At 63.5% G+C, this 17,741-nt stretch carries 15 protein-coding genes; 6 read left to right on the forward strand and 9 right to left on the reverse strand.

Features of this window, described 5'->3' with window-relative positions; translation table 11 throughout:
- Nucleotides 1-182 precede the first annotated feature (182 nt).
- From EN914_RS03855 to EN914_RS03870, 4 genes are all read left to right on the forward strand, one after another.
- Entirely contained in the window at nt 183-1,991 is a 1,809-nt protein-coding gene (locus EN914_RS03855; protein ID WP_024503941.1) for an ABC transporter ATP-binding protein, read from the forward strand.
- A 204-nt stretch (nt 1,992-2,195) separates the two neighbouring features.
- The gene (locus EN914_RS03860) at nt 2,196-2,612 is read left to right on the forward strand and encodes a hypothetical protein (RefSeq protein WP_024503942.1); all 417 of its coding nucleotides are present in this window, start codon (nt 2,196-2,198) and stop codon (nt 2,610-2,612) included.
- A 290-nt stretch (nt 2,613-2,902) separates the two neighbouring features.
- Nucleotides 2,903-4,762 carry an ABC transporter ATP-binding protein gene (locus EN914_RS03865; protein ID WP_024503943.1) on the forward strand — a complete coding sequence of 620 codons (1,860 nt, stop codon included), beginning with the start codon at nt 2,903-2,905 and terminating at the stop codon, nt 4,760-4,762.
- Complete coding sequence (locus EN914_RS03870) at nt 4,762-6,654, forward strand: ABC transporter ATP-binding protein (protein ID WP_024503944.1); 1,893 nt, start codon at nt 4,762-4,764, stop codon at nt 6,652-6,654. The genes EN914_RS03865 and EN914_RS03870 overlap by 1 nt, the downstream gene beginning before the upstream one ends.
- Nucleotides 6,655-6,680: 26 nt before the next feature.
- On the opposite strand, the gene EN914_RS03875 is transcribed toward EN914_RS03870, so the two are convergent.
- From EN914_RS03875 to EN914_RS03915, 8 genes are all read right to left on the reverse strand, one after another.
- Nucleotides 6,681-7,463, reverse strand: a complete 783-nt coding sequence (locus EN914_RS03875; protein WP_024503945.1) for an ABC transporter ATP-binding protein — start codon at nt 7,461-7,463, stop codon at nt 6,681-6,683.
- 10 nt (nt 7,464-7,473) lie between these two features.
- A complete protein-coding gene (locus tag EN914_RS03880) occupies nt 7,474-8,322 on the reverse strand; it encodes an ABC transporter permease (protein ID WP_013530487.1) in 849 nt (282 codons plus the stop codon).
- Nucleotides 8,323-8,350: 28 nt separating this feature from the next.
- Entirely contained in the window at nt 8,351-9,358 is a 1,008-nt protein-coding gene (locus EN914_RS03885) for an ABC transporter substrate-binding protein (RefSeq protein ID WP_032899344.1), read from the reverse strand.
- Between the two features lie 200 nt (nt 9,359-9,558).
- Nucleotides 9,559-10,857, reverse strand: coding sequence for a hypothetical protein (locus tag EN914_RS03890; protein ID WP_024503947.1), 1,299 nt, complete (start codon nt 10,855-10,857; stop codon nt 9,559-9,561).
- Nucleotides 10,858-10,886: 29 nt separating this feature from the next.
- Entirely contained in the window at nt 10,887-11,618 is a 732-nt protein-coding gene (gene hutC / locus EN914_RS03895) for a histidine utilization repressor (RefSeq protein WP_013530484.1), read from the reverse strand.
- Between the two features lie 32 nt (nt 11,619-11,650).
- Nucleotides 11,651-12,673: a zinc-binding dehydrogenase gene (locus EN914_RS03900; RefSeq protein ID WP_127389004.1), complete on the reverse strand. Its 1,023-nt coding sequence runs from the start codon at nt 12,671-12,673 to the stop codon at nt 11,651-11,653.
- Between the two features lie 15 nt (nt 12,674-12,688).
- A complete protein-coding gene (gene hisD / locus EN914_RS03905) occupies nt 12,689-14,011 on the reverse strand; it encodes a histidinol dehydrogenase (protein WP_024503949.1) in 1,323 nt (440 codons plus the stop codon).
- 207 nt (nt 14,012-14,218) lie between these two features.
- A complete protein-coding gene (locus EN914_RS03915) occupies nt 14,219-14,992 on the reverse strand; it encodes an SDR family NAD(P)-dependent oxidoreductase (RefSeq protein ID WP_024503950.1) in 774 nt (257 codons plus the stop codon).
- Nucleotides 14,993-15,122: 130 nt separating this feature from the next.
- Between EN914_RS03915 and EN914_RS03920 the strand changes: the two genes are divergently transcribed.
- On the forward strand, nt 15,123-16,226 hold the full coding sequence (locus EN914_RS03920; RefSeq protein WP_024503951.1) for a histidinol-phosphate transaminase: 1,104 nt from the start codon (nt 15,123-15,125) through the stop codon (nt 16,224-16,226).
- Between the two features lie 105 nt (nt 16,227-16,331).
- Entirely contained in the window at nt 16,332-16,700 is a 369-nt protein-coding gene (locus EN914_RS03925) for a hypothetical protein (RefSeq protein WP_224620654.1), read from the forward strand.
- A gap of 147 nt (nt 16,701-16,847) precedes the next feature.
- Here the strand turns inward: EN914_RS03925 and EN914_RS03930 are convergent, their stop codons facing one another.
- On the reverse strand, nt 16,848-17,531 hold the full coding sequence (locus EN914_RS03930; protein ID WP_013530477.1) for an SGNH/GDSL hydrolase family protein: 684 nt from the start codon (nt 17,529-17,531) through the stop codon (nt 16,848-16,850).
- Between the last annotated feature and the right edge of the window lie 210 nt (nt 17,532-17,741).

Raw genomic sequence — 17,741 nt, forward strand, 5'->3', positions numbered from 1 at the left:
CCTTCCAGATCTGCTCCGGAGACCGTCGCGCTGCCTCGGCAGATGGCGACAATCTCTGCTGATGCGAGAAAGGTAGATTGCGCTCCGGCTTAATCCGAGTAATTTTATAGAGATAATGCATTGCGAAAGCGGAAGCGATTGCCCTCGATGGCGGCGCTGGAAGAAAGTGGTTTCAAGTCCCCATGTCCTCCTCGGTTCTGAACGTAGACCAGCTGTCCGTGGCCTATGACGGGCGCAAGGGATCGCATCCCGCCGTCAGCGGCGTGTCACTGCACATCGGCGAAGGCGAAGCGCTCGGCCTGGTTGGCGAGTCGGGATCGGGCAAAAGCTCGGTGGCGCTCGCCATATTGCGCTATCTGCCGAAAAACGCCCGCATCGCTGCGTCGGCGCTGGAATTCCAGGGCCGCGAAATCCGCGACCTTTCCGCCGAGCAGCTGCGCCGGCTCAGGGGAAATCATATCGCCGCCGTCTACCAGCATCCCGGTGCTGCCCTCAATCCAAGCATGACGATCGGCCGCCAGATCACCGAGACGGTCATGCGGCATCGCCCGGTTTGCCTCGAAGAGGCGCGCGGGCGCGCCGCCGAACTGCTCGGCCGCGTCCGGGTCAGCCATCCGGAGCGGGTGCTGGATCTCTATCCGCACGAACTCTCCGGCGGCATGCAGCAGCGCGCCAACATCGCCATTGCCATTGCGCTCGACCCATCGCTGCTGGTGCTGGATGAGCCGACGACGGCGCTCGACGCCAGCGTCCAGTCCGAGATCATCGCCATCCTCTCCGACTTACGCAAGGATCACAAAACCAGCATCCTGCTGATCAGCCACGACATCAATATGATCCGCCGCTCCTGCGACCGGGTGGCGGTGATGCAGGCGGGAACCGTGGTCGAAAGCGGCGTTGCGAGCGATGTCTTCGACAACCCCTCTCACGCCTACACCAAGGCGCTCATCGCCTCGATCCCGGCGCTCAACTACACCAAGCGGGACGGAAGACTGGCGGAGACGGACGGCGTGCCAGCGCACCCAATGGTCCAAGGCGAAGACGCCGGCCTGCCAAAAAAACGCCGCATCGCGATCGCCTGCAAAGGCATCAGTCATGCCTTCGGCAGCCAGCCAGTGCTGCACCACGTCGATCTCGACATCGGCCAGGGCGAGACCTTCGGGCTGATCGGCGAGTCCGGTTCTGGCAAGTCGACCCTGGCACGGATCGTCACCGGTCTGCAGACGCCAAGCGCCGGATCGGTCGAACTGTTCGGCAGGACGGTCGCGCCGCGCGTCGAGAAGAGAAACCTTGCCGAACGCCGCGACGTGCAGATGGTCTTCCAGTCGCCGGATCGCACGCTCAATCCGCGCCAGCGGATCGGCACGATCCTCGGCCGCCCGCTGCGCAGGCTCGCCGGCCTGCGCCGCAGCGAGGTGAGAGCCCGCGTCGGCGACCTGCTGCAATCGGTTCGCCTCGCCGGCGCCACGGCCGAGCAGAAATCGCGTTCGCTGTCCGGCGGCCAGCGGCAGCGGGCGGCAATCGCGCGCGCCTTCGCCGGCGTGCCGAAGGTCGTCGTGCTCGATGAACCGACCTCCGCGCTCGACGTCTCCGTCCAGGCGACCGTTCTCAACCTGCTCAACGACCTGCAGCGCGACAAGGACACGACCTATCTGTTCATCAGCCACGACCTCAGGGTGGTGCGCTACATGGCCGACAGGATCGGCGTGCTCTATCGCGGACGCCTGGTCGAAACCGGCTCCTCCGACCGGATTTTTCGCGGCCCCAACCACCCCTATACGGCCCTGCTGCTGGCCGCGTCTTGCGATGAGGCCGAGCCGAAACTATCCGCCCCACCCGAGATCGAGGAAGCCGGCATCTCGAACACCGGATGCGCCTTCGCCGATCGCTGCCCCCTAGTCCTGCCCGACTGCAGAAAGGCTGAACCGCCCGTCATAGAGGTCGCGGCCGGCCACCGGATCGCCTGCTGGCGGCACGGCCAGGGTTTTTGAGCGGCTCAACAGCAGTCCGAAGGTCCGCCGCGGCGGGGTTTTTGCGGCAAGCAGATGGTCGATGTACGAACCTCTCTGACGGCTGCCGCCAAGTTCACGCGGCCATGCCGGGGTTGGGCGCTTCCTCGCATACAATTACATTCGCTTATGCTAATATATTTCAGCCATGCACATTCGTTCATGGCGAACATGTGGGAGGATGCGATGAAAACCATGAATCGCAGGTCTGCAATTGCTCTCGGTGTGACGGCTGCCGCGATAACGCCTCTGTTCACCCTGGCGGCATCAGCGAAGAAATACGGCCCGAAGGAAGGCAAGGAGATTGCGCCCGGTGTCAGGGTGGTTGAGGTCAGCACCGGCAACTCCGACATTCCCGCCTACAAGAGCATCGCAATTGTCGACGTGGTATTTCAGCCCGGCGCACACGCGCCTCAGATGGTGATGGACAACGATATGGTCTGCACCATTGCTTCAGGTGCGTTCACGATCAAGAAGGCCGACAAGGAATTCAAGCTCAAGACGGGTGACATGTACACCTGCGCCAAAGGCAAGACCGACGAGGCGACAAATACAAGCAAGGAGGTCGGCGTGCATCGGATCGCCGTCCTGATACCTGCCTAGCAAACCGGATTCCGGCCGGATGGAAGGTCGCATGCCGTCCGGCCGGCGCTTGCGTACACTAGGTGCTGGCCTCGTCCGGCCAACGCCCTTCGGCAAGATCGGCAGGATTCCGCCGCTGGTGCCAGCCGGGTCACAGCCGCATGTTCGCTTTCCTTCAGGCACAGTGCGATGCCGGCATTGGCTCTTGAAGGGCCAAGCCAGACCCGCGTAACATAGCGCCAAGTCAACCGCTCACATTGAGTCTGCTTTATTAGTCCGGGCTAACGTCCGGATTGGTTTGGATATTTTCCTTGAACACGCAAGCAACCAGCAGCGCGCCGGAGCGCGGCAAATCGTTTGCTCACGTCGCGGAAGCGTCCTGGGGCAAGGGCCTCAGCACCTTGCTTCGCATCGTGCGCATGACACTGCGCCATCCCCGGCAGGTCGCCATCACCATCGTCTCGACCTTCATTGCCGCGACGCTGCAGCTTTTCATTCCACGCCTGCTGGGACGCGCCATCGACCAGGCGCAAGGTGTGATGGCCGCGGGTGCCGGCGCTGCGGCGGAACAGGCGCTGTGGAACACGGCGCTGACGCTGCTCGTCGTCTCGATCCTGCGCGGCCTCTTCACCATGGCGCAGAACTACTATGGCGAGGCCGTCGGTCATCGCACCGGCTATGAACTGCGGCTGGCCTTCTACGAGAAGATCCAGCGCCTGAGCTTCGCCTACCACGACAGGGTCCACACCGGCGATTTGATCACGCTCGGCCTGCTCGATCTCGACGGCGTGCGCATGTTCTTCTCCACCGGCATTTTGCGTGTGGTGCTGCTCGGCGTGCTGATCGGCGTCGGCGCCTATCTCCTGATCAGCACCGATCTCATGCTCGGGCTGCTCAGCCTGAGCTTCGTGCCGTTCGTTGCCTGGCGGTCCTCGGTCACCCAGCTCAAACTGCGCAGCACCTGGCTGACGTTGCAGGAGCGGCTGTCTGTGCTGAGCCGGGTGATGGATGAGAACCTCGGCGGCATCCGCGTCGTGCGGGCCTTTGCGGCACAGCGGCATGAGCTGGAAAAATTCGACCGCGCCAAGCTGTCGGCGCTGGAGCTTGCCAATCAGCGCGTCGACATCCGCGTCTCCAACACCAGCGCCATGAACTTCTCGTTCCTGGCCGCCATGGGGCTGGTGCTCTGGTTCGGCGGCCAGAAAGTGATTGCAGGCCAGATCAGCGTCGGCACGCTCGCCCAGTTCCTCACCTTCATGACCATCCTGCAGATGCCGGTGCGCCAGCTCGGCCTTATGGTCAACTCCTTCGCCCGCGCCTCGACCTGCGGCAGCCGGCTATTCGAACTGCTCGACGCCGAGCTCGACATCGAGGACGCGCCCGGCGCCAAGGATCTCGTCGTCACCGATGGCGTGCTGCGCTTCCACAATGTCGGCTTCCGCTACGAGGGCGCGGGCGACCGGCCGACTCTGTCGGGCATCTCCTTCGAGGCGAGGTCCGGCGAGACCATCGGCATCGTCGGCCCGCCAGGCAGCGGCAAGTCGACCATCGCGCACCTGATCCCGCGCTTCTACGACGTCACCTCAGGCGCGATAACCATCGACGGCCAGGACATCCGCAAGGTGACGCTGCAATCGCTGCGCAAGGCGGTCGGCGTCGTGCAGCAGGACGCGTTCTTGTTCACCACCTCGATCGAGAACAACATCGCCTACGGCAATCCCTGGGCGCGCGAGACCCGCATCGGGCAAGCCGCCGAGTACGCGCAGCTGCACAACTACATCATGGGCCTCCCAGCCGGTTACACCACGGTCGTCGGCGAACGCGGCGCCTCGCTTTCCGGCGGCCAGCGGCAGCGCCTGACCATTGCGCGCAGCCTGATGCTGCGGCCATCGGTGCTGGTCTTCGACGATTCAACCGCGGCCATCGACGCCGGCACCGAGCAGCGGATCCGGGCGGCGATGAAGCGCTTCGCCAGGGATCGCGTGACGCTCATCATCTCGCACCGGCTGAGTTCGCTGATGCATGCCGACCAGATCCTGTTCGTCGAGGGCGGCCGGATCGTCGAGCGCGGCACGCATGAGGAGTTGCTGGCGCTCGGTGGACGCTACCGCGCGCTCCATGACCTGCAGTTGCGGCCGGACGATGAGCGGCCCGTGGCGGGAGCCGCGTGATGCAGACACCGGCCGACGACGAGGAGGAAGACACCAGCGGGCCACCGACAAAGGCGGTCGTGGGCTCGCACCGCGACGACGAAGAGGTCTTCGGCAAAGCTTATGACCCTCGCATCGTGCGGCGTATCTGGAGCTTCGTGAGGCCGTATCAGAACCGGATTTTCATCTCAGTCGCCGCGGTGCTGGTGTTCACGCTGACGCAACTGGCGATCCCGCTGGTCATCCGCTACGCCATCGACCACGGCATGACGGCTGGCAAGCTCGACCAATCGGTGATGATCGCCGCGATCAGCGCTTTCGCCGTGATCATCCTGATCAACTATGCCGCCAGCTATGTGCAGGAAAGCGTCGTCGGCAAGGTGGCCGAAAACGTGCTGTCGGACCTGCGCCGCGCCATGTTCAGCCATCTGCAACGGGTCTCGCTGAGCTTCATGGACAAGACCGAGGTCGGCCGGCTGATGTCGCGCCTGCAGGGCGACGTCAATTCGATGCAGGAATTCCTCGAAACGTCGGTGATGTCGGTAGGCGACATCGTGCTGTTGTTCGGCATTGTCAGCGTGCTTTTGTGGCTCGATTTCCGGCTTGGCCTGCTGACGCTGTCGACCATGCCGGTGCTATTCATCGTGCGCCTTTTCTGGCTGCCGCGCGCCAAGGTCGCCTTCATGGCCGCGCACGAAACCAACTCGATCGCCAACGGCGCACTGGCCGAAGGCATCCATGGCGTGCGCACGGTGCAGAGCCTCGAGCGCCAGCACGTCAATTTCGACCTCTACGACGAAAAGGTGCTGGCCAACCTCAATGCCCATTTGAGGTCGGCGAAATACGCGCAGGTAATGGTGCCGATCGTCGACACGCTGACCGGCATCGCCATGGCAACTGTCATCGTCGTCGGCGGGTCGATGGTGCTCTCGCACAGCCTCGACATCGGCGTCATGGTGGCGTTCCTGTTCTACATCCAGCGCTTCTTCGACCCGATCCGCTCGCTGACCATGCAGTACAGCGTCATGCAGCGCGCCATGGCTTCGGGCCAGCGCATCTCCGAAGTGCTCGACGTGCCGGTCGACGTCAGCGACAAGCAAGGTGCGGTGGCGCTGTCGCGCGACATGGACGGCTCGGTCGAGTTCAGGAACGTCACTTTCGGTTATAGGCCGAACCAGCCGGTGCTGAAGAACATCTCCTTCCGCGTCAACCCGGGCGAGACCGTAGCCCTTGTCGGCCCGACCGGATCGGGCAAGTCGAGCTCGATGGCGCTGGTGCACCGCTTCTACGATGTCTGGTCGGGTGAGGTTCTGGTCGGCGGCCATGATGTGCGTGACCTGACCCAGGATTCGCTCGGCGATCAGGTCGCGATGGTGCTGCAGGAGCCGTTCCTGTTTTCCGGCTCGGTGCTGGAAAACATCCGCTACCACAAGACATCAGCCAGCCGCGAGAAGGTGGTCCGAGCCGCACAAGCCGTCGGCGCGCACGATTTCATCGAGAACCTGCCAGATGGCTACGATACCGAACTCGAGCAGCGCGGCGGCAATCTCTCGCTGGGCCAGCGCCAGCTGATCAGCTTCGCGCGCGCGCTGGTGGCGGATGCAAAGATCCTGGTGCTCGACGAAGCCACGGCCAGCATCGATTCCTACACCGAGATGCTGATCCAGAAGGCGCTGATCACGCTGCTGGAAGGCCGCACCGGGCTGGTCATCGCCCACCGTCTGGCCACTATCCGCGGCGCCGACCGCATCATCGTGCTGCAGAACGGCGAGATCGTCGAAAGCGGCAACCACGAACAGCTGATGGCAAGAAAAGGCCTCTACGCCCGCCTCTACAACATGAACTACGCCTCGTTCGACGACATTTCCGAAGGCGAGCTGGAACTGGACGCGGCAGTCGGCAAGGCGACGTGATTGGACCTGCGAACGACCGCAGGCGCCTAGGCCATTTCCGGGCGTTTTGAACCCTCGCGGATGGCCTTGTGCACGCCGCGTTGCAGATCCATGAATACAGGGCTTTCCATCACCTCTTCGCGGCGCGGGCGCTCGATATCCACGTTGAATGTCTGCGTGATACGTCCCGGGCCGATGCCCATGACGACGATGCGGTCCGACAGATAGACGGCCTCCTCCACATCATGGGTGACAAACAGGACGGTCAACCTGTGTTCCTCCCAGATCTGGGTCAGCAGTTCCTGCATCTGATGCCGGGTCAAGGCATCGAGCGCGCCGAAGGGCTCGTCCATCAACAGCATCTTGGGCCGGTAGGAAAGCGCGCGCGCAATGGCGACGCGTTGTTTCATGCCGCCCGAGAGTTCGGCCGGATAGCGGTCCGCACTACCAGACAGCTTGACGAGTTCGAGATGCTCCAGCGCGATCCTGCGGCAGGTCGGGCGATCGTAACCAGCGGCCTTGAGCGCAAACTCGATGTTCTGCCGCGCCGTCAGCCAGGGAAGCAGCGTGTAGGACTGAAAGACGACGCCACGGTCGAGACCAGGCTGCAGGATCGGCGCGCCATCGATGCTGAGATCGCCCGCGTCGAAGTCCTGCAGTCCGGCCACGATCGACAGCAGCGTGCTCTTGCCGCAGCCCGACGTGCCGACCAGGGAGACGAACTCGTTGTCGGCAAGATCGAGGTTGATATCGCGCAGCACTTCCGTGCGCCGTTCGCCCGTGCCGAAGCTCTTGTGGAGGCCGGCGATCCGCAATTTGGGGAGACTCATCGGCTGGACCTCATTGCGAGCGGCCCTCTTGCTTGAACAGCACCTTTTCCAGCGCCTTCATCACCTGGTCGGTGATGAGGCCGAGCAGGCCGAGCAGCAGGATGTAGCCGATGATCGTGTTGGTCTGGAAATAGCGCTGCGACACAGTGATGCGATAGCCCAGCCCCGAAGTGGCGGCGACGAGTTCGGCCAGCACCAGCCAGGTCCATGCCCAGCCCAAGCTGATGCGCAGCGTATCCCAGATCCCGGGCAAGGCGCTGGGCACGACGATGCGCGTCAGGATCTTGCGATCCGGCAGGCCGAGCGTGCGCCCAAGGCCGATGAAATCGGCGGGAACCCGTTTCACATTGTCCATGATCATCAGCACCTGCTGGAAGAACGTGCCGATGAAGATGATCAGGAATTTCTGCGAATCGCCGGTGCCAGCCCACAGGATGGAGAGCGGCACGAAAGCGACGACCGGCATGTAGCGGATGAAATCCACCAGCGGCTCGATGGCCGCTTCCCAGGAACGGAAACTGCCAATCAGCACGCCGATCGGTATCGACAGGGCCGAGGCGATGAGGAAGCCGATGGAGATACGGTACATCGAGGCTTTGAGGTCCAGCCACAACGTGCCGTCGGCCGCGAGCTTGGCGATCTGCATAGCGACGCTGCCCGGCGATGGCAGGAAGATCGGCTTTACCAATCCCAGTCCGGTCGCCGCCCACCAGGCAAGGCCGAGCCCGACGAACACGGCCACCGCGATCACCAGGAAGCGCGACCTGGCGATGGGCACGCCGATGCCGGAGGATCGGCGACGCCTCGCCTGTTTCGTGGGACGAGCCGGATCCGTTTGAGCGGGACGCTCCCCGGGCATCTGCGTCACCACCGCGATCCGGCCTTGGTCATTCCGCCGCCTTGACGAACGACGGGTCGATCATCTGCTCCGGCGTCACATCGGCCTGCAGCAGCTTGGCGTTCTTGGCGGCGGCTTCGACATCGGCGAAGGTCTTGGTGGTGAAATCACCGGTCAGCGCCGCCTTGTTTTCGGCGAGTGAGTAGTAACGCACGCCGTCAAAGGCGGTGTTGAGGTCCTTGACGTCCGAACCGACAGCCTTGGCGATGATGGCGCGCCCACCGGGCGTATCGGCATTGTAGTCCTTGAGCGCTGCGTCCCAGCTCTTGATCATGGCCAGCACTTGGCCGGGCCGCGATTTGATCACCTCGTCACGCACCACCAGCACGTCGCTGATCAGGCCGGGATCCTCGCCGGCGGTGAACAGCAGCTTGAGGTCCTTGTTCTGCGCCATGGCGACGGTGAGGTACGGTTCATAGGTCACCGCGACCGGCACCTGGCCGGCGATCAAGGCGCTGCCGGCGTCGGACGCAGGCATCGGAACCGGTTTCACATCGTCGATCGACATGCCGTTTCTGGTGAGCGCGTATTTGAGCAGGATGTCGCTCGTCGTGCCTTCCTCGAAGGCCACCTGCTTGCCCTTGAGGTCCGCGGTGGAGGTGACGTCCTTGCCAGCGATGATCGCGTCGGCGGTCATGGAGACGTCGAGCAGCAGCACGATCTTCACCGGCAGGCCGGCCGCAACCATGCCCATCGCCGTGTGGGTGGCGATGTTGGCGGCGTCGAGCTGGCCGCTTGCAAGTGCTGCATTGATGTCCTTGTCCTCGGCGAAGTTGACGATCTGGACGTCGCTCAGCCCGTTCGTCTTGAACAGGCCCTTGGCCTCGGCGACATGCCACTGGCCATAGCCGAGCCAGGGCTCGATGCCGATCTTGAACGCTCCTGCCTCGGGCGTGGTGGGAATGGCCGCATCGGCCGCGTAGGCCGCCGGGGCGGCGGCGAGCCCGATGGCGGCGGCCATCACGAGCGCGCGAAATTGTCCTGTTAGGTTACGCATCATCCTTGTTCCCCTTGATGATCGGACCGCTTTTTCTGACTGATGTAGCCGGTCCGGTGAGACTGCGGGTTTCTGCTCTTGCGGCACTGTGCCTCGGCGTCTTACCTGCCACTTCATGGTGAAGTGCGCGGATATTTCAGCGTCAGCGGGAGCGGATGTCAAGACTAAAATACATACATGCATATACAAGTTGGAAAGACTCAATTTTTACGCTCTCCGGGATCGATCCGGTCTAGAAAATCGGTCACCCGATCGGTTCCGGCAACAGGTTCGCTGCCGACCATGACCGCCACCGACAAGGCAATAAGGGAAGAAACCGGCGTGTGGCTGCGTGCGCCGGCGCGCAGGTTCATGACCAGCGTCGGCGACAGGAAGAGACCGGCCCGGAGCACCGCGCGCCAATCGGCCGGCAGCATGCCGCGCCGTTTGAGCTCAAGCAGCAATGGCCGCCACAGCGCTGTGGCCTTGACCTCCAGCAGGTCGCGGCGGACCGGGCTCAGGTCCCAGTCCGTGTCGACATGGAGCAGGTTTCCGTCCAGCCGCGCCTGGGCGCGAAAAGCCTCTGTCGCAGTCTCCGGATCATAGAGCCAGAACGGGTGGGCGAAGATGTTGTGGAACGTCGCCTTCACCTCCGCCAGCAGCGTGGGGATATGCGAGCCGGCAAAGGCGGGATCGAAGAAGGACAGCTCCGCCCTCCCCGCCTTCGCCGTGTACCAGACATTGGCGTTGTGGGCGTCGCCATGCGCGACCACGCCGCCCGCATCGGCAAGCCGGTCCGGCCGCAAGCGCACTGCGGCGGCATCGAAAAGCTCACCGACGCTGTCGGTGTACTGCTCGCCATTGATGACGAATTTCAGCCGGGAAAACCGATCCCAATCCAGCTCGGCACCGGGAAAGACGAACGGCTTGCCGACATAGAAATCGGCCAGCCGGCCGCCTGGCGACAAGCGTGTCTCGGCATCGATCAGCCGCTCATGAAACAGCCTGTGGATCGGTTCCGCCGCCACCTCCTCGACGGTTACCGGATGCAGCGTTTCGAGATAGACCTTGAGCAGCCTGGCCGACAGGTCGCGCTCGGCAAGAACGGCTTCTCGCCGTTTGCCGGCATCGTCCTGCGCATCCAGCGCGAACAGCACATCCGAAAACCTCGGATCCGTGCGCCGCCGATAGACAAGGATCTGCTCGCCCGGTTGGGCCGACATATGCACGGGTTGATCAACCGGCAGGCCGGCGCGCGACAGAATCTCGGCGCGGTAATACTCGCCCGTCATCGCCTCTTCCCGCTCCTCCTGATGGAACTTGAAGAAGTAGGCCTTGCCGTCGTCCTCGAAGAAGCCGTTCAACGAATTGAGGCTGTATTTATCGAAGTTGATGCGGACATTGCGGGGGCGCATCGCGAACAGGTCGCCCAGCAATGCCGCCAGCGCGCTTTGTGCTTCGGCAACATCATGCTGCGCGAGTGCCCGGATCCGCGCCGTGCGGCTCGGCGCCCGCGTCATCTGTCGCTCTTGCATTCGACCTGCTTCCGTCAGCTGCTTTTTGAAGGGGAATAGCGGCTGCCGAGCGAGTAGCGGCTGCCGGCATAAGTCAGCTTGCTGATCGTCGCCACCACCGCGCCCGTCCATGTCCGGCGGTGCAGGAAAAGGCAGCAGGCGCCGACATCGATGCCCAGATGCCGCGCCGTCTCGGCATCCGCCGGGATGGCGGAAATGATATGCTCGACCTCGGTCACCGGGGTTTTCTGCATGAGGTAGTCATAGGTCGCCGTCTTCGAAAAATCCTGCTTGTCATAGTCGGGGATAAGGCTCGGATTGACGAAGCGCTCTTCGAGTTGCACCGGCAGATCGTTCTCGAAATTGACGACGACGGAATGATAGATCGAGACGCGCTTTGGAAATTCGAACGACAGCGCCAGCTCTTTTGTCGGCATGATGGTTTCGAGGACGAGGACTTCGGAACGATGTCTGTTGCCGCGCTCGACGATCTCGGCTGCGATGTTGTTGATCTCGATCAGCGTCGACTGTGGCCGCGGTGGCGCGATGAAGGTTCCCACACCTTGCAGGCGGATCAGAAACCCGGCCGAGGTCAATTCTCTGAGCGCCCGGTGAACCGTCATCCGCGAGACGCCGAGTGAAGCGACCAACTCATTCTCGGACGGCAGCTTGCGATCTTTGCCCCACCGGCCCGTTCCGATGTTTGCCAGGATGTAGTCCTTCACCTTCTCGTAAAGAGGGCTGGCGGTGTCGGGCAAAGTGATCATTTCAAAAGTCCTTTCCGGCGATTCATCGGAAATCACGACTCGACAGGTTGCCGCATGCGGATGATTGTTTTCAAGCCGTCGCTGCGCCCCGCCAACAGCCGTTCATAGGCAGCCGGAATGTCATCCAGGCCGATCTCCTGGTCGATCAGCGCCAGCAGCGGTTCGCTCAATTCACCCAGCATCCGCACGGCCTCGGGCAGTTCGTCGGCAAAGGCATGGCATCCCAGCAACCCGATTTCGCGTTCGACCAGCGTATTGGGATCAATGTCGAGGCGGCCGTGGAAGATGCCGACCATGGCGATCGTACCGCCGGGATCGAGAACGCCGAGCAGCTGATTGAGCGCCGCGACGCTGCCGGTCGCCTCGATGGCCGCGAGCAGCGGGGCATTGGCAGTTGCGGCGGCAACGGCGTCCCGGCTCAGATCGACGATCCGGGCACCCGTCACCCGCGCCACCCGGGCGCAGCGGCTCTGGTTGCGGTCGGCGATCAGCACGGTGCCGGCGAAGGTCCGCGACAACAGCAGGGCGGCAAGACCGCCGATCGGCCCGCAGCCGACGACCAGCACGAAGCCTGTCGTTTTCGGCAGGCCCCGCACCGCGTGCAGCGCCACCGCCAGCGGCTCGGCCATTGCCGCGACCCGCTCGTCGAGCCCGGCATCGATGATATGCAAAAGCCGTGCGGGCAGCACCGCCTGTTCGGCAAAACCGCCGTCGCAGACCTCTCCGACGAAGCCCAGTGACGCGCAGAGATGACGCCTGCCGGCTTGGCATTGCGCGCAGTCTCCGCACCAGAAGCGGGAATCGGCGACAACCCTGTCACCGATAGCGAAGGCGTCGACGCCCGCGCCGGTGGCGGTCACCGTGCCGGTCAGCTCATGGCCGGCCGTCGAAGGCGACCGGCTTATCCACTGTCCCGTGCGGAAATTATGCAGGTCCGAACCGCAGATGCCGGCGGCATCGACCCTGAGCTTCACCCAGCCTGCATCCGGCGCGCCCGGCGTCGCGATGTCCTCGACGCGCAGATCGCCGGGCCCGTAAAGTCGTGCCGCCTTCATCTCGATCGGTTCCGCTCAGCCGGCAAGATAGCGGTCGCGGATCTCCGAGACCGCGTTCTCATGCGAGCTGAAGCCCTCGTAGCGGGCGAGCCTGCGGGCGTGCAGAGCGAGTTCCGGATAGGCCACCGAGGTGACATAGCCGACCGACGAGCGCTTGACGAAATCCGTCACCGAAAGCGGCCCGTAGGTCCGCGCCCAACGGCTGGTCGGCAGCACCGCATTGGGTCCAAGCACGAAATTGGCCAGCGTCACCGGCGTGTGCGGCCCCATCAGGATTTCAGCCGCCTCGGTGATGCGCCCGAGATGCGCGAACGGCTCCTTCGACAGGATCTCGAGATGTTCGGGCGCATAGTCGTTGATGAAGCGGTAGCTGTCTTCCAGCGACGCGGTCAGCACGATGCCACCGCGCTTGCCGGTCAGCACCGCGCGTGAAAACTCGACACGCTGCTCGGTCATCCGCGACCAGTGCTCCGGGATTGCAGCCAATGCGGCTTCGGCGACCTTGCGGCTGTGCGTCACCAGATAGGCCGAAGAATCCGGCCCGTGTTCGGCTTCGATCAACAGGTCGAGCGCAGCAAGCCCGCCGTCGACGCTGTCATCGGCAAAGATGATCGCTTCGGACGGCCCGGCCGGAAGGCCTGTGTTGATGACCGACGACAGCACGCTCTTGGCCGCCACCACCCAGGGGCTGCCGGGGCCGACGATCTTGAGCGCGGGCTTCACCGTCTCCGTGCCGTAGGCGACGGCGGCAACTGCCTGAGCGCCGCCGCATTTGTAGACGGTTCCGACGCCGGCGAGGCGTGCGGCGACCAACGTTGCCGCGTCCACCGAACCATCCGATGTCGGCGGCGTCACGATGGCGATCTGCGGCACGCCGGCAATCACCGCCGGCACCGACGTCATCATCGTCACCGATGGGAAAGCACCCTTGCCGCGCGGCACGTAGAGCGCAACGGAAGCGATCGGCGTGTACCGGTCGCCGGCATAGGCGCCCGGCCGGACTTCCTTGAGCCACATCGTTTCCGGCTTCTGCTCCTCATGGAAATGCCTGATGTTGTCGATGCCGAACTGGATGCTCTCGACGACGTCCTTTTCCACCTTGTCGAACGCCGCGTCGAACTCGGCTTCCGACACCTGCAGCTCGCCCTCGGCGACATTGGCCTTGTCGAGTTCCCTGGCGAAGCGGATCAAGGCGGCGTCGCCTTCGTCCTTGACGGCCTGGATGATCGGCCGGACCTTCTCGACGAAGACCGTCAGATCGGCCTCGGCGCGCTTCAGCAGACTGGCGCGCTGGTCGGCATCGATGGATGACAAATCGTGGAAGCTGATGTCGGACATGGCTGCTCGTTCTCCTGGAACTCTTGGAACGCAATGACGGCTGGCGCAGGCCGGCCATATGCTGCGGGCCGACAGGTCGACCCTGGACAAGGATCAAAGCCGTCGAGAGGCTTCACTCGGGCAAAAGTATATACATGTCTATGTGACGGTCGCCAGCGATTTTTCCATCATCCTTCCCGTCGAAACTACCGAGATAAACCTGCCTCATCAGATCGAGGCGAGAAAGCCGCCATCGACCGGAATGGACTGGCCGGTTATGTAGGCCGCCGCATCCGAAGCGAGGAACACGGCGATGCCATGCAGGTCGGAGAGATCACCGAAACGCCGCTGCGGGATCTTGGCCAGCATGGAGTGCTGCCATGCCTCGTTGTTGTAAAAAACGTCCGTCATCGCCGTCCTGAAATAGCCCGGCGCGATGGCGTTGACCCTTATGCCAAGCTCCGCCCACTCGGCCGCAAGCGCCCGCGTCATGCCGAGCAGGCCGGACTTCGACGAGCCATACGGCACCGCGGTGGGAATGCCGACTTCCGACGTCAGCGAGCACAGGTTGATGATGGTGCCGGGACGGCCGGCGTCGCGCATCTGCCGCGCGGCGGCCTGGGCGCAGAAGAACGCTCCCTTCAGATTCGTGTCGACGATCCTGTCCCACAGCGCCTCGTCGACATCGAGCGAGGGCCGCACCTCCTCCATCCCGGCATTGTTGACGAGAATGTCGAGACCACCAAGCAGGCTGGCAGCCTCGTTGGTGGCTGCGCGGCAGCGGCCGACATCGGTGACGTCGAGAGCGATGGCATGCGCCACCCCACCGGCCGCGCGGATGGCGACCGTCGTGTGCTCCAGCGCGGCCAGGCTGCGCGCCGTGACCGCGACGTCGGCGCCGGCAGCGCTCAGCGCTTCGGCGATGCTGCGCCCGATGCCACGGCTGGCGCCGGTGACAAGCGCCTTCCTGCCGGAGAGATCGAAGAGAGAAGCGTTGCGCATGTGATCCTCCTGGTCGGTGTCGGTTTCCGCTTCGGCGTAGAGACTATCAGGTCAGCTTACATATACAAGCATATACAAAGCATTTCAGCTGCGGTACGGATGACGAAATCCACCGCAGAGGAGCCAGCCCGTGTCGAAAGCCTCGGATATGGTCCGCACCGAAGTCAACCGCCTGTCGCCCTACAATTCCGGACTGACCATTGACGAGGTGCGGAAACGATACGCACCGGCCAGAATCGCCAAACTGGGCTCGAACGAAAACCCGCTCGGGCCCAGCCCGACCCTCGCCGCGACGATGCATGCCGGCTCCGAGATGTTCCGCCTCTATCCGGACCCTGCCGGGCGCAAGCTGCGCCAGGCGATCGGCGACAAATATGCCGTCGCCGAGGACCAGATTATCCTCGGCAACGGTTCCGAAGATCTTCTCTCCGTCATCAGCCGCGCCGTGTTGCGGCCGGGCGACGCCGTCGTCACGCTCTATCCGTCGTTTCCGCTGCATGAGGACTACACGACGTTGATGGGCGCTACCGTCAAGCGCGTTGTCGTCAACGACGATCTGACCATCAATGTCGATGCGCTGGTCGAGGCGGTGCGCGAACGGCCGCGCATGCTGCTGTTCTCGAACCCGATGAACCCGGTCGGCAGCTGGCTCTCCGGCGGCGATCTGTCGAGGGTTCTGGATGCGACGAGCGACGAGACGCTGATCGTCATCGACGAAGCCTATGCCGAATATGCCAAGGGCGACGACTATGCGTCATCCCTGCCCTATCTGGGAAAGCTCGACCGGCCCTGGATCGTGCTTCGGACCTTTTCCAAGGCGTTCGGCCTGGCCGGATTGCGGATCGGCTTCGGCATCGTCGGCGACCCGGAGCTGCGCGCGCTGCTGGACCGCGTCCGCACGCCTTTCAACGCCAACGGCATGGCCCAGGCCGCAGCATTCGCGGCGCTGGCCGATGAAGAACACCTCGCCAGGGTCGTAGCTCTGGCCAGGGCGGAGAGAAAACGCGTCGAGACTTTCCTGGCAAGCAAGGGCCTCGACGTCGCCGCCTCCAGAGGCAATTTCCTGTTCTTCAACTGCCGGCAGGATGCCTCCGTCTTCGTCGAAGGCCTGCTGCGGCAAGGGGTCATCGTCAAACCGTGGAAGCAGCAGGGCTTTGACACCTATGTGCGTGTCAGCATCGGCTCGACTTCGGAAAACGACCACTTCATGGCCGCTCTGTCGGCGCTGTTATGAATGCACGTCTGGGCGGATCGCTCCGCGCTTGGGAGCCGATCGCTGCCGCCCTATTTCGCCCAAGGCCTTGACCGACGCTTGGCTTGGCTGCCGTGCGGATCGTCGATGACCACAGCGTATTTATTTGGCTTCGGACCAGCCGCAGGCCTTAACTTTCGCAGCGTGGGTTTTTACATCCGAGGGGTCTGCAAACGATCGACGCTTGAGGAGGCTCCCTTGCAGCAGCCAGATGACATAGCCGCCCGCCGATTGGGCATTCTCATCGAGCAATATGTGGAAGCGCGTAAAAAGCGCTATGACTATGTGTCGACCGAGCAGGCCTATCGGGCCATCCGGCAGGTCCTCAAACCCGCCATTCCCGATCGCGAGCTCGACGACATGGTCGCCTCACTTGCCGTCAAGAACGGCCTGGCGGTCGTCTTCGATCGTCAAACCAAAGCATCGGCCGATGATGTTCCGAGGCCAAGCCCCTAGATCGACGCACATCTGCCGGTGCCGGGCGCCATATCAACGCGGGGCCAAACGCATCGTTCGGCCCCGCATCGATGTGCATCGCCGGAGGAACCTGCGACACACCTGCGCCGTGGGCCTGTGTGCCGCAAGCCGACGGGCGTGGCGGCTTCAAGCGGCGGTGCTGACCTGGCCCGGCTCGAGGATCGACTTGACCTTGTCGGCGACGGCGCGTCCCAGATCGGCGTTGTTTGCGGCGGTGAAATGAATTCCGTCGACACCGTCCGTGGTGAGGTAATCGCCGGCATTGAGGAAATCGATCTTCATGAAATCCGCCATCGCCTTGTACTGCCTGGCCAGGTCCCTGGATTTTTCGTGCCCGCCGCCGAACATGCCCTCGAACCATGGATCGGGCATCGGGGTCAGCGGCGGCGGCGCAATGACCAGCGCCTTGGGGGCCGGATAAGGGGTGCCGATGCCGCCGGCACTGGTCAGGATCTGCCCGACCAGTTTCGCCATTCCATTGGCGATCTCATAAGGCGTCCGGCGGAAATAGGACTTGGTGTCGTTGGTGCCGAGCATGACGATGACCAGGTCCAGCGGCAGATGGCTGGCGATGGCCGAGGGCAGGTAATTGGCGCCGTTCAGGCGCGGATCGTTGGGGTCGTCGAGACAGGTCGTGCGCGCGCTCAGGCCTTCCTCGATGATGTGGTAGCCCCCTCCCAGCGCCGCCGCCATCACACCGGTCCAGCGCTGGTCATAGGGGTAGCGGTAGGTCGGCGACCCCTCCTTGACCGGAACCCAGCCCCAGGTCAGCGAGTCGCCGTAGCACATGATGTTTTTTGGCGGTGACATCCATGTTTCTCCATCTGTTTGCAATTGTCTGAACGCGTGGATTTGTCAGTCCCGGCGAACGCCGGTCGGCTTGCTTTTCGCCGTCTCAGGTCAGGGGTTTCGCACCCGCACTCCGTAGAAGATCGCGGCACCCAGGATGATGACGCCCTGCGCGATGAGCTTGCCGGGCTCGTCGATGCCGAGCACCGTCATCACCACGAACAGCAGAGC

It is taken from the genome of Mesorhizobium sp. M7A.F.Ca.CA.001.08.2.1 (assembly GCF_003998455.1).
Classification (GTDB): domain Bacteria; phylum Pseudomonadota; class Alphaproteobacteria; order Rhizobiales; family Rhizobiaceae; genus Mesorhizobium; species Mesorhizobium ciceri.